We start from the raw sequence: 12762 nt of genomic DNA on the forward strand, positions 1-12762 counted from the left end.
GCCGCCGCCTCGGGTATCAGTGCTGGGCCTTGAGCGCCGCGTCGCGGATCTTGTCGAGCGTGGTCGACGGCGTGATGGTCTGCGGGTCGATGAAGCAGTGCAGGATGGCCGGCTTGCCGCTGGCCAGCGCGCGTTCGAAGGCCGGGCCGAACTGCTCGGTGGTCTCGACGCGTTCGCCGTGGCCGCCGAAGGCGCGGGCGTAGTCGGCGAAGTCCGGGTTCTTCAATTCGGTGGCGGAAATGCGGCCGGGGTAGTGCTTTTCCTGGTGCATGCGGATGGTGCCGTACATGCCGTTGTCGACCAGCACCACGATGATGGGCAGGTCGTACTGCACGGCGGTGGCGAATTCCTGGCCGTGCATCAGGAAGCAGCCGTCGCCGGCGAAGCAGACCACGGTCTTGTCGGGCCAGACGCGCTTGGCGCCCACGGCCGCCGGCAGGCCGTAGCCCATCGAGCCCGAGGTCGGGGCCAGTTGCGTGCCAAAGCGGGTGAAGCGGTGGAAGCGGTGCAGCCAGGTGGCGTAGTTGCCGGCGCCGTTGGTCATGATGGCGTCGGCCGGCAGCGTCTTTTCCAGGTAGGCCATGACCTGGCCCATCTGCAGCGCGCCCGGGGTGGTGACGGCGCCCGGATCGCTCCATTTCAGGTACGACTCGCGCATGGCCTGCGTGCCGTCGGCCCAGGCCGGTTGCGCGGGGGCCTTCAGGCCGGCCAGCGCTTCGGCGAAGGCGGCGGGCGAGGTGTTGATGGCCAGCGTGGGGCGGTAGACGCGGCCCAGTTCGGCGGCGTCCGGGTGCACGTGCACCAGCTTCTGCCTGGGCACCGGGATGTCCAGCAGCGTGTAGGCCTGGCTGGGGTTTTCCGACATGCGGCCGCCGACCAGCAGCACCAGGTCGGCGTCGGCCACGCGCTTGAGCAGGGCGGGGTTGATGCCCAGGCCGACGTCGCCGATGAAACACGGATGGTCGGCCGGGAACAGCATCTGGCGGCGGAACGACACCGCCGTGGGCAGCGCGTGGCGCTGCGCGAAATCGGCAAACTGCTGCACCGCGCGCGCGTCCCAGCGCGTGCCGCCGAGAATGGCGACGGGATTGCTGGCCTTGGCCAGCAGTTGCTCCAGGTCGGCCAGCTGACCGGCGGTGGGGGCGGAATCGATGATGTCGTAACGCGGCGCGTCGGCCACCTGGGCGGCTTCGACCAGCATGTCTTCGGGCAGCGCGATCACCACCGGGCCGGGACGGCCCGAGGTGGCGATGTGGAAGGCGCGCGAGATCAGTTCGGGAATGCGCTCGACCTGGTCGATCTCGGTGACCCACTTGGCCTGCGTGCCGAAGACGGCGCGGTAGTCCATTTCCTGGAAGGCTTCGCGCTCGCGCATGCCGCGCTCGATCTGGCCGACGAACAGGATCATCGGGGTCGAGTCCTGCTTGGCGATGTGCACGCCAGCCAGCGCGTTGGATGCGCCCGGGCCGCGGGTCACCATGCAGATGCCGGGTTCGCCGGTCAGCTTGCCATGGGCGTCGGCCATCATGGCGGCGCCGCCTTCCTGGCGGCAGACGGTGACCTTGATGTCGGCGTCGTGCAGGCCGTCCAGCACCGCCAGATAGCTTTCGCCGGGAACGCAGAAAACGTGTTTGACGCCCTGGGCGACGAGTTGGTCGACCAGGATGTGGCCGCCGAGGCGGGATGCTTGCTGGGACATGGTGGGTGTCAGGATGAGCCGAGATTAAGACATCCGAGCATAATGTTCCTTGATCGCACAACGCAATTGATAAAATTGCACAATCTAGTGACCCGCCGGCACGACCCGGATGTTGCGCCGCGGCAGGCGCGGCGGGTGTTTCCGGCGTTCTTCGGTTCCTTCCTGGCGGTTCCCGCTCCATGAGAAACGGCATTCCCAACCTCAGCGCCCTGCAGGCCTTCGAGGCCTCGGCCCGCCTGGGCAGTTTTTCCAGGGCGGCCGAAGAGCTGTCCCTGACGCACAGCGCGGTCTACCGCCAGGTGGCCAGCCTGGAGGCGCGGCTGGGCGTGCAGTTGTTCACCCGGGTGCGCCGCCGCATCGTGCTGACCGACCACGGCGCGGAATATGCGGGACGCATCCGCCACCATCTCGACCAGATCGAGAAGGACACCTTCGGCCTGGTCAGCCGCACGGGCATGGGCCGCAGCATCCACATCGCCGTGGTGCCGACGCTGGCCACCACCTGGCTGATCCCGCGGTTGGCGGATTTCCAGCGCGAGCAGCCGGACATCACCGTCAGCCTGTCGGTGCGCACCCTGCCGTTCCAGTTCAAGGACCAGCCGTTCGATGGCGCGCTGTATCACGGCGACACGCTGTGGCCGGGCACCCAGGGCGTGCTGCTGTTTCCGGAGCGCGAGCTGGTGCCGGTCTGCGCGCCCGAACTGGCGGCGCGCGTGACCGAGGCCGGGGCTGGCGCGCTGGCGGGCATGACCCACCTGCACCTGAGCTCGCGCCCCGACGCCTGGCGCCAGTGGTACGGCGCTAACAATTATCTCTATGGCCCCCAGGCCGCGGGCGGGCCGCGCTACGAGCTGTTCACCATGGTGATGGCGGCGGTGCAGGCCGGGCTGGGCGTGGGCCTGATGCCGCGCTTCCTGGCGCAGCCGGCGCTGGACCAGGGCACGCTGGCGATGCCCGTGCCGCAGTCGCTGACGGTCAGCCAGGGTTACTACTTCGGCTATCCGCAGCGCAGCGAGCGCTCCGAGGCGTTGAAGCTGTTCGAGACCTGGCTCAAGTCGGCCGCCGCGGCGGTGGCGGGGCGCTGATGGTCCGGCCCGGCGCGGGGCCGCGGCCGTAGAATGTGGCCCATCCCGCGACCGGCGATCCTGCCGCCGACCTGCCATTCCCTGACGCCTTGCCCCCGCCCATGTCCGACGCCCGCCAGCCGCTTGCCTCCCAGGCCGACATCGACGCCTTCATCGACGCCGTCTGGCTCGAGGACGGCCTGTCGGCCAACACGCTGGCGGCCTACCGGCGCGACCTGACCGGCTTCGCGCGTTGGCTGGAGGACCCCGAGGCCTATGCCCGCGAGATGGCCGACCGCTATGGCGACGCGGCCTCGGCCCACGCGCTGCCGGCCGGCCCCGCCAAGGCGCTGGCCGAGGCCGGCAAGGCCGATATCGAGGCCTGGTTCGCCTTCCGCCACGAGGAGACCCGCGCCACCACCGCCAACCGGCGCCTGGCCGCGCTGCGGCGCTTCTATGCCTGGGCCCTGCGCGAGCATCGCGCGGCGCAGGACCCCTGCCTGACGCTGGTGGCCGCCAAGCAGCCGCCGCGCCTGCCCAAGACGCTGTCCGAGCAGCAGGTCGACGCGCTGCTGCGCGCGCCCGACCTGGGCCAGCCGCGCGGCCTGCGCGACCGCGCCATGCTGGAAACGCTGTACGCCACCGGCCTGCGCGTGTCCGAACTGGTCGGGGTGCGGGCGCTGGACGTCAGCCTGAACGAGGGCGTGGTGCGCGTGGTGCTGGGCAAGGGCGGCAAGGACCGCCTGGTGCCGCTGGGGGCGGAGGCGGCGCACTGGATCGACCAGTACATGAAGACCGCGCGGCCCGAGCTGGCCGCCGGCCGCGTCAGCGACGCGCTCTTCATCACCGGCCGGGCCGAGGCCATGTCGCGCCAGGCATTCTGGCAGCTGGTCAAGAAATACGCGGTGCTGGCGGGCGTGCATGCGCCGCTGTCGCCGCACGTGTTGCGCCACGCCTTCGCCACCCATCTGCTCAACCACGGCGCCGACCTGCGCGTGGTGCAGATGCTGCTGGGCCACGCCGACATCTCCACCACGCAGATCTACACCCACGTGGCGCGCGAGCGCCTGAAGGCGCTGCATGCCGCGCATCATCCGCGCGGTTGAAGCCGGCGTTTGCGCGCCGCCGTCCGCCTGCCTACACTTTTGCCTTCGCCTTTCCAACGCAATGCCATGAGCAAAGCCCGCCACGTCTCCGAAACGCCCGCCACCCAGTTCCTCAAGCAGCACAAGGTGGCCTACACCGAGCACACCTACGACTACATCGATCACGGCGGCGCCGGCGAGGCCGCGCGCCAGCTGGGGCTGGATCCGCACGCGGTGGTCAAGACGCTGGTGATGGAAGACGAATCGGCCAAGCCGCTGATCGTGGTGATGCACGGCGACCGCGAGGTCTCCACCAAGAACCTGGCGCGCCAGGCCGGCCTGAAGAAGGTCGAGCCCTGCAAGCCGGAAGTCGCGCAGCGCCATTCGGGCTACCAGGTCGGCGGCACTTCGCCGTTCGGCACGCGCAAGAAGATGCCGGTGTGGGTCGAGGCCGAGGTGCTGCAATACCCTGTCGTCTACATCAATGGCGGCCGCCGCGGCTATCTGATCGGCATCGACCCGAACGTGCTGGTGAGCCTGCTGGGCGCCAAGCCGGTGACGGTGGCGCTGGAGTAGGGCGCCGGCCACGGCCTGGCGTGGTATCCCGTTACCACCCCCATCCGCGCGGGCGGGGGCACAATGGATCGCAGAACATCAAGAACCTGCCGCCCGGCCCTCGGGCGCTCCAGCCGGCGATCCCCCATCCCCAGGAGACAATCATGAGCAAGAGACTGTTGATGCTGGTCGGCGACTACGCCGAAGACTACGAAACCATGGTGCCGTTCCAGACGCTGCTGGCGGTGGGACACACGGTGCACGCGGTCTGCCCGGGCAAGAAGTCCGGCGAGAGCATCGCCACCGCGATCCACGATTTCGAGGGCGCGCAGACCTACAGCGAAAAGCGTGGCCACAACTTCGCGCTGAACTACGATTTCGACCGCGTCGAGGCGGGTTCGTACGACGGCCTGGTGATCCCCGGCGGCCGCGCGCCGGAATACCTGCGCCTGAACGAGAAGGTGCTGGAGATCGTGCGCGCCTTCGACAAGGCCAAGAAGCCGATCGCCGCTGTCTGCCACGGCGCCCAGTTGCTGGCGGCCGCGGGCATCCTGGAAGGCCGCACCTGCTCGGCCTATCCCGCGTGCGCGCCGGAAGTGCGGCTGGCCGGCGGCACCTACGCCGAGATCGGCATCGACCAGGCCTACACCGACGGCCACCTTGTGACGGCGCCGGCCTGGCCCGCGCATCCGGCGTGGCTGGCGCAGTTCCTGGCCGTGCTCGGCACCAAGATCACGCATTGAGTATCGCGCGCCGCGCGGCGGCCATGCACATGGCCCGCCCCGCGCGGCCGGTCAGGCCGCCATGTCCAGCACGATGCGGCCTTCGATCTGGCCGCGGCGCATGCGGTCGAACACGCTGTTGATGTTCTCCAGCTTCTCGGTGCCCACGGTCGCGTGCACCTTGCCTTCTTCCGCGAACTGCAACGATTCCTGCAGGTCCAGGCGCGAGCCCACGATCGAGCCGCGCACGGTCACGCCGTTGAGCACCATGTCGAAGATCGACAGCGGGAAGTCGCCCGGCGGCAGGCCATTGAGCGCCACCGTGCCGCCACGGCGCACCATGCCCAGCGCCTGCTCGAAGGCCTTGGGCGAGACCGCCGTGATCAGGGCGCCGTGGGCGCCGCCGATTTCCTTCTTCAGGTACGCCGCCGGATCGGTGGTCCTGGCGTTCACGACCACCTCGGCGCCCAGCTTCTTGGCGAAGGCCAGCTTGTCGTCGTCGATGTCCACCGCGGCGACGTTCAGCCCCATGGCGCGCGCATATTGCACCGCCATGTGGCCCAGGCCGCCGATGCCGGAGACCACGACCCAGTTGCCTGGCCGCGTGTCCGTCATCTTCAGGCCCTTGTAGACCGTGACGCCGGCGCACAGCACCGGGGCGATGTCGACAAAGCCCACATTCCTGGGCAGCAGGCCGACGTAGTCGGCGGCCGCCAGCGCGTATTCGGCGAAGCCGCCATTGACCGAGTAGCCGGCGTTCTGCTGCTGCTCGCACAGCGTTTCCCAGCCGCCCAGGCAATGCTCGCAATGGCCACAGGCGGAATACAGCCAGGGGATGCCGACGCGGTCGCCTTCCTTGACGTGCGTCACGCCTTCGCCCACGGCCACCACGTGGCCCACGCCCTCGTGGCCGGGGATGAAGGGGGGATTGGGCTTGACCGGCCAGTCGCCCTCGACCGCGTGCAGGTCGGTGTGGCAGACACCGCAGGCCTCGATCTTCACCAGCAGTTCGCCGGCGCGGGGGCGGGGTACTTCGACTTCTTCGATTTCCAGGGGTTTGCCGAATGCGCGAGCCACGGCGGCCTTCATGGTTTTGTTCATCGCTACCTCCGAAGTCAGATCAGTCTTAGCATGCTCGGATGGGGACGCGTCCGAGACCTTGATTTATATCAACGCTGTCCCGATGGGCAGGCCGAGAGAAACGTGTGGTTGCAGATTGACCAGCCGGTCACCGTCCCTACCCAGCCTTGCCGCCCCGGTGGCTATCGTCGTACAGTGGCCCGCAAGCACCGTGTCCGCCCCAGGAGCTCCCATGTGTGAAATCTTCATCCGCGCGAGCGAACAGTCGTACGCGCCCGAAACCCGCTCCCTGCGCCTGCACGGAGTGGCCACCAGCCTGCGCCTGGAGCAATTGTTCTGGCAGGTGCTGGAAGAGATCGCGGCGCGCGACGGCATGCGCGTGACCCAGCTGATCGAGCGGCTGTACGACGAACTGGTGGAGTACCGCGGCGAGGCCGCCAACTTCACCTCGTTCCTGCGCGTGTGCTGCCTGCGCTACCAGTTGCTGCAGGCCGAGGGCCGCATCCCTGCCGATGCCGCGGTGCCGATCCGCTCGCTCAACCCCCAGGCGGTGCTGGAAGGCCTGCCGCCGTCGATGTACGACCCGCAGCCATTGCGTCCGAAACGGCCGGTGGCGGCCTAGGCGGGCGCCACGACGGACGAAAAAAAGCCCGATCCTGGATCGGGCTTTTTCGTGGCTGGAACTGGGCAGCGATCAGCCGCCCGGCTGGGCCGAGGCCATGGCCACTTCGCTTTGCACGATGCGGCGGATGCGCACGGCATCGCCGATGCGCGACAGCTTGCCCTGCGAGTCCAGCAGCACGATGGCCAGGTCGCGGCCATTGATGCGCGCCAGCATCACCAGGCACTCGCCGGCTTCGTTGATGTAGCCGGTCTTGGACACCTTGATGTCCCAGTCGGGCTTGCGCACCAGCAGGTTGGTGTTGCGGAAGGTCTGCGTGCGGTTGTTGATCTCGACGTCGTACTCCGTGTCGGTGGAGTAGCGGTGGATCAGCGGACGCTGCGACGCGGCGCGCAGCAGGCGGGCCAGGTCGTGCGGCGACGACACGTTGTTGCTGGACAGGCCGGTGGGTTCGATGAAGTGCGTGCTGGTCATGCCCAGCGACTGCGCCTTGGCGTTCATGGCGGCCACGAAAGCCGGCAGGCCGCCCGGATAGTGGCGGCCCAGCGCGTTGGCGGCGCGATTCTCGGACGACATCAGCGCCAGGTGCAGCATGTCGCCGCGCGACAGCTTGGTGCCCACGCGCAGGCGCGAGGTGGTGTGCTTGAGGCCGTCGATGTCTTCATCGGTGATCTCCAGCATCTCGTCCATCGGCTGGTTGGCGTCCACCACCACGACCGCGGTCATCAGCTTGGAAATCGAGGCGATGGGGCGCACCACGTTTTCGTTCTTGGCGATGATCACGGTGGAGGTGGCCAGGTCCTGCACGTAGGCGGTGCTGGACCGCAGCGCGGCGGCTTCGGCGCGCACCGACACCGCGGGCGGCGGCATGGCGGCTGCCGCGGCGGCGGCGGCCGTGCGCTGCGCGCGCGACGGCTTGTTGGGCTTGCCGTTCTTGCCGGCCGCGCCCTTCTTGGACGAACTCTGCTGGGCGACGGCTTGCTTGCCGCCCTTGGGCGGGGCTTTCTTGCCCGCGGCCTGCTTGGGCGCGCCCTTGGCCGCGGCCTGTTTGCCGGCGGCGCCCTTGGGCGGGGCCTTGGCGGCGGCAGATTTCGGCGCGGCCTGCTTGCCGGCGGCGGCCTTGGGGGCGGTTTTGCCCGCGGCCTGCTTGGGGGCGGCGACCTTGCCGGCGCCGGCCTTCTTGGCGGGGGCGGGGGCCTTCTTGGCTTGTTGCGCCTTGCAAGCCGCCGATTTGGCGTTGGTCTTGCAGGGATCGGTATTTTTCGCGGCGAGCGCGGCTGAGGGCAGGAGCGCGCACATCGCCAGCGCCGCCGGCGCTATCGCGTTCGCAATTGCACGTTTCCAGGTAAATGCCATGGTTTGAGCAGGCTTGTCAGTCTGTGAAGAATTATTTCCCCGGCCGGGCTTGCTGCGGTTCGGGAAAAGTCCAGATGAATTAGAGGCTTACGCGTCGAATTTAAACAGTAATTTCAAGTTCGGCGCAAGGCGATTCGCTATCATCGCCTAAAAAAATATCAGGGACGTATTGACGGGTAGCTTATTCGTCGCCCGCGGCGTCCCGAGACGCTACCGGCGCGCGGCGCGTGAGCGTAGCCCGGATTAACCCTCATCCGGCTGAACGCGCGGGGATTTCGTGGGAAGCGACCTGCGGAACCGCGGTCGGGAGCGTGGCCTCGCCGGGTGGAATCGAACCACCAATTGACCCTTAGGAGGGGCCGGTTATATCCATTTAACTACGGCGAGGCGGGCGGGATGGCTTCGCGCCGGAATCGCACCGGGCTCGCGGGGAGCCTAGTGCCTTGATATTCCAGGGAAAGACCAGGGGCGCAAGTGTAACACCATTGAGTGTCGCCGAAATTTAGTGGATTAAATCAACTATATGCCCTATATTTCCTGGCATGGCCGGACGCCGCGCGCGGCCCGGCCTCATACCTAGAACATCCAGGAGCAGGCATGACCCCGACTTTTCACACGATCCTGCTGGACGTGCAGGACCGTGTCGCCACGGTGACGCTGAACCGGCCCGACAGCCGCAACGCGCTCAATTCCCTCATGTGCGCCGAGCTGGTGCAGGCCATGCAGCACCTGGCGGACGATCCGGACGCGCACGTGGTGCTGATCGCCGCGGCGGGTGCGGCGTTCTGCGCCGGCGCTGACCTGAAGGAGCGCAAAACCATGTCGAACGCCGAGATGACGGCGCGCCGGGTGCAGGGCTTCGCCGCCTATGCCGCCATCGAGCGCATGCCGCAGCCGGTGATCGCGGTGGTGCAGGGGGCGGCGTTCGGCTCGGGTTGCGAGATCGCCGCGGCCAGCGACTTCGTGCTGGCCTCGTCCGAGGCGACGTTCTGCTATCCCGAAGTGGGTTGGGGCACCGTCGGCGCCACGCAGCGGCTGCCGCGCGTGGCCGGCGCGCGCAAGGCCAAGGAACTGCTGTTCACCGGCCGTCGCTTCGACGCGGCCGAGGCGCGCGAGATCGGCCTGGTCAACCAGGTGTATGCGCCCGAGGCGCTGGCGGGCGAAGCCGCGCAGATGGCCGCCGCCATCGCGCGCGCCGCGCCGCTGACGGTCAGGCTGACCAAGCGCAGCATCGACCAGGGGCTGGCGACGACGCGCGAAGGCGCGATGGCGATCGAGCTGCTGGCGATCGAGGAGAACCTGCGCGGCACCGACTGGAAGCAGGCCATCGCCGGCTTCGGCGCGGCGGGAGACAAGGCATGATCGGCCCGACGACCCTGTCGCAGGCGCTGGCGCGCCAGGTGGCCGAACGCGGCGCCGCCGAGGCCTTCGTCGCGCCCGGCGAACGCCACACCTGGGCCGCGTTGCAAGACGGCGCGCGACGCATCGCCCGCGGCCTGCATGCGGCCGGCGTGCGCCGCGGCGACCATGTCGGCGTGCTGCTGGGCAATGGCGGCACCTGGGTGCAGGTGTTCTATGCCTGCGCCTTGCTCGGCGCCGTGACGGTGCCGGTCAACACGCGCTTCAAGACCGATGAGCTGGCGTTCTGCCTGAAGCAGGCCGACGTCAAGGTGCTGCTGACGGCGGATACCTTCCTGGGTATCGATTTCCTCGACCTGCTGGCGCAGGTGGAACCGGCGCTGGACCGGGCCCTGCCGGGCGCGGCGTTGCCGCTGCTGCGGCAGGTGGTGGTGCTGGGCGAGCGCTGCCCGCGGGGCGCGCGCAGCTGGACTGATTTCCTGCGGGCCGGCGAGGCCGTGGACGACGCGGCGCTACAGGCCTGCCTGCGCGCGGTGGCGCCGGACGACGTGCTGCTGATCCAGTACACCTCGGGCACCACCTCGTTTCCCAAGGGCGTGATGCTGACGCACGCCAACATGCTGACCAACGCCTGGGCCGCGGCGCAGCGCATCGGCGTGCGGCCGGACGATCGCTATTTCAGCATCCGTCCGTATTTCCACGTGGCCGGCACGACGCTGTCGATCCTGGTGAGCCTGATGAGCGGCTGCTGCCTGCTGACGCTGCCCAAGTTCGACGTGGCCGACGCCTTGCGCATGCTCGACGAGGAGCGCTGCACGCTGACGTCCGGCAACGACACCATCTTCCTCATGCTGATGGGCCATCCCGATTTCGATCGCGCGCGCATCCACCTGCGCGGCGGCTGGGCGGCGGCCGGCCCGCAGGTGATGCAGAAGATCCGCGACGTGATGGGCGTGCCGGGCATCTGCAATGCCTACGGCCAGTCCGAAGCTTCGCCCAACATCACGCTGTCGGCGCATGACGATCCGTTCGAGTTGCGCGCCATGGGCTGGGCCCTGCCGCATCCGGGCATGCAGGTGCGGGTGGTGGACCCGGGCACGGGCGAGGCGCTGCCGGCGGGCATGCAGGGCGAGATCCAGGCGCGCGGCTGGAGCGTGATGAAGGGCTACTACAACATGCCGGAAGCCACCGCCCGCGCGCTCGGCGCCGATGGCTGGCTCAGCACCGGCGACCTCGGCGAAATGGACGCGGACGGGCGGCTGCGGATGGTGGGCCGCCTCAAGGACATGTTCCGGGTGGGCGGCGAGAACGTCGCGCCCGCGGAAGTGGAAGAGACCCTGCATGGCCACCCCGCCGTGCGCATGGCGCAGGTGGTGGGCGTGCCGGACGCGCGCCTGGGCGAAGTGCCGGCGGCCTTCGTGCTGCTCAAGGACGGCCAGGACTGCACGCCTGACGAACTGACCGCCTGGTGCAAGGCGCGCTGCGCCAACTTCAAGGTGCCTCGCTATGTCGAGATCGTCGACAGCTTCGAGCACATCGGCATGACGGGCAGCTCCAAGGTGCAGAAGAATAAGCTGCGCGCCCATGCGCTGGCGCTGTTCGGACTGGAGCAGCAGGCATGAGCGGGCGCGACGTGGTGCTGTGCGAATGCTTCGCGCGCGACGGCCTGCAGCATGAGCCCGACTTCATCGACACCGCGACCAAGGTCGATCTGGTCGACCGCTTCGCCGCGCTGGGCTTTGAACGGGTCGAGGCGACCTCGTATTCCAATCCCAAGGTCGTGCCGCAATTCGCGGACGCCAGCGCGTTGCTGGCGGCGCTGCCGCGCCGCGAGGGCGTCTGGTACAAGGCCACCTGCGCCAATGCGCGCGCGGTGGAGCGGGCGCTGGCCGACCTGGACGCCGGCATCGGCGCCAACGAGATCAGCCTGCTGGTCTCGGCCAGCGAGTCGCATTCGACGCGCAACCTGAAGCGCGAGCGCGCCGCCCAATGGGACAACATCGCCGAGATGGCACGGCTGGCGAACGGCCGCTTCCGCCTGATCGGCACGATCTCGGTGGCGTTCGGCTGCCCCTTCGAAGGCGCGGTCGAGGCGGACTCGGTCATGGCCGACGTGCGGCGCTTCGCCGCGCTAGGCGTGGGCATCGTGACGCTGGGCGATACCACCGGCATGGCCACGCCGGCATCGGTGCGCGACCTGTACGGCCGCATGGCGCGCGGGGTGCCCGAGGTGACGCCGGTGGCGCATTTCCACGACACCCGCGGCACCGGCCTGGTGAATTATGTAGCGGCGCTGGAAGCGGGCGTGACGCACTTCGATTGCGCTTTCGGCGGCGTCGGCGGCCATCCGGCCAAGGTGCGCTACGGCGGCGGCCATACCGGCAACGTGGCGACGGAAGACCTGGTCAACCTGTTCGAGTCGATGGGCGTGCGCACCGGCCTGGACCTGGCGGCGATGGACGCGCTGTCGCGGCATTGCGAGGCGGTGCTGGGACGCACGCTGCACAGCCGCGTGGCGCAAAGCGGCCTGAATCCGCTGCTCGGCGTCGCGCGGGAGGCGGCCGCATGATGACCGCGCGCCGTGTTTGTATATCATGCGGGCAGCGCCACGCGACCCGCGTGCGCGCCGTTTTCCCCCGCATCTGAAGAGTCCCTCATGGCCACCCGAACCGCATCCAAGTCCGCCGCCTCCGCGCGTCCCGCACCCCGGGCGTTGAAGGAACTGTTCTCGTACCGCCTGAACCGGCTGGCCTACGTGTCGAGCCGCATCGCCGCCGGCCTGAACGAAAGCCGCTACGGCGTCGGGCCGCGCGAATGGCGCATCATCGCGCTGCTGGGCGCGGCGCCGGACATGTCATTGAACGCCGTCGCGCGCGAGGCCAACATCGACAAGAGCCAGGCCAGCCGCACCGTGTCGGAACTGATCGAGCGCGGCCTGATCCAGCGCAACGCCGACAGCCAGGACGGCCGCGGCGTCAGCCTGGACCTGACGCGCACCGGCCGCGCCCTGTACGACGAGATCTTCCCGGCCGCGGTCGAGCGCAACGAGGACATGCTGTCGGTGCTGTCGGACGCCGAGCGCGAGGCCATGGAGCGCATGCTGGACAAGCTGACGGCGCATGCGCTGGAGATGCTGAACGAATGCAAGGCGGAGGTGCCGGCGCGTCGCGGCCGCGGCGTGCAGCCGCGCTGAGCGCGTGGGCGCGCGCTCGCGCCTTTT

The 12762-nt window shown here is 68.9% G+C and carries 12 protein-coding genes and 1 tRNA gene; 9 read left to right on the top strand and 4 right to left on the bottom strand.

The genetic code is table 11. From position 1 onward, the window contains the following. Positions 1–16: 16 nt before the first annotated feature. Entirely contained in the window at positions 17–1699 is a 1683-nt protein-coding gene (locus tag AC1HFW_RS28070; protein WP_241070656.1) for a thiamine pyrophosphate-binding protein, read from the bottom strand. Positions 1700–1878: 179 nt separating this feature from the next. On the opposite strand from AC1HFW_RS28070, the gene AC1HFW_RS28075 reads away from it, so the two are divergent. The 4 genes from AC1HFW_RS28075 (at position 1879) to AC1HFW_RS28090 (ending at position 5146) form a co-directional block, all read left to right on the top strand. Next, entirely contained in the window at positions 1879–2784 is a 906-nt protein-coding gene (locus AC1HFW_RS28075; RefSeq protein ID WP_061073662.1) for a LysR substrate-binding domain-containing protein, read from the top strand. Positions 2785–2885: 101 nt separating this feature from the next. Beyond that, the gene (gene xerD, locus AC1HFW_RS28080) at positions 2886–3869 is read left to right on the top strand and encodes a site-specific tyrosine recombinase XerD (RefSeq protein WP_006390772.1); all 984 of its coding nucleotides are present in this window, start codon (positions 2886–2888) and stop codon (positions 3867–3869) included. 66 nt (positions 3870–3935) lie between these two features. Beyond that, positions 3936–4424: a Cys-tRNA(Pro) deacylase gene (ybaK, locus tag AC1HFW_RS28085; protein ID WP_116520264.1), complete on the top strand. Its 489-nt coding sequence runs from the start codon at positions 3936–3938 to the stop codon at positions 4422–4424. Between the two features lie 143 nt (positions 4425–4567). Continuing rightward, positions 4568–5146, top strand: coding sequence for a DJ-1/PfpI family protein (locus AC1HFW_RS28090; protein WP_006390770.1), 579 nt, complete (start codon positions 4568–4570; stop codon positions 5144–5146). A 51-nt stretch (positions 5147–5197) separates the two neighbouring features. Here AC1HFW_RS28090 and adhP read toward each other — a convergent pair whose 3' ends face one another. Further along, the gene (adhP, locus tag AC1HFW_RS28095; protein ID WP_479285981.1) at positions 5198–6226 is read right to left on the bottom strand and encodes an alcohol dehydrogenase AdhP; all 1029 of its coding nucleotides are present in this window, start codon (positions 6224–6226) and stop codon (positions 5198–5200) included. A 211-nt stretch (positions 6227–6437) separates the two neighbouring features. Between adhP and AC1HFW_RS28100 the strand changes: the two genes are divergently transcribed. Beyond that, positions 6438–6827: a ribbon-helix-helix domain-containing protein gene (locus AC1HFW_RS28100; RefSeq protein WP_006390768.1), complete on the top strand. Its 390-nt coding sequence runs from the start codon at positions 6438–6440 to the stop codon at positions 6825–6827. A gap of 72 nt (positions 6828–6899) precedes the next feature. Here the strand turns inward: AC1HFW_RS28100 and pbpG are convergent, their stop codons facing one another. Both pbpG and AC1HFW_RS28110 read right to left on the bottom strand, forming a co-directional pair. Further along, complete coding sequence (gene pbpG / locus AC1HFW_RS28105) at positions 6900–8183, bottom strand: D-alanyl-D-alanine endopeptidase (protein ID WP_479285982.1); 1284 nt, start codon at positions 8181–8183, stop codon at positions 6900–6902. A 312-nt stretch (positions 8184–8495) separates the two neighbouring features. Continuing rightward, positions 8496–8570, bottom strand: a tRNA-Arg gene (locus tag AC1HFW_RS28110). Positions 8571–8780: 210 nt separating this feature from the next. Here AC1HFW_RS28110 and AC1HFW_RS28115 point away from each other — a divergent pair. From AC1HFW_RS28115 to AC1HFW_RS28130, 4 genes are all read left to right on the top strand, one after another. Next, complete coding sequence (locus AC1HFW_RS28115) at positions 8781–9545, top strand: enoyl-CoA hydratase/isomerase family protein (RefSeq protein WP_006390730.1); 765 nt, start codon at positions 8781–8783, stop codon at positions 9543–9545. Beyond that, positions 9542–11164: an AMP-binding protein gene (locus AC1HFW_RS28120; protein ID WP_479285983.1), complete on the top strand. Its 1623-nt coding sequence runs from the start codon at positions 9542–9544 to the stop codon at positions 11162–11164. Before AC1HFW_RS28115 ends, AC1HFW_RS28120 begins: the two co-directional genes overlap by 4 nt. Further along, entirely contained in the window at positions 11161–12111 is a 951-nt protein-coding gene (locus AC1HFW_RS28125) for a hydroxymethylglutaryl-CoA lyase (RefSeq protein WP_479285985.1), read from the top strand. Before AC1HFW_RS28120 ends, AC1HFW_RS28125 begins: the two co-directional genes overlap by 4 nt. Before the next feature lie 87 nt (positions 12112–12198). Beyond that, complete coding sequence (locus AC1HFW_RS28130) at positions 12199–12735, top strand: MarR family winged helix-turn-helix transcriptional regulator (RefSeq protein WP_050813084.1); 537 nt, start codon at positions 12199–12201, stop codon at positions 12733–12735. The last annotated feature ends 27 nt before the right edge of the window (positions 12736–12762 follow it).

It is taken from the genome of Achromobacter sp. ISS7, from assembly GCF_056523125.1.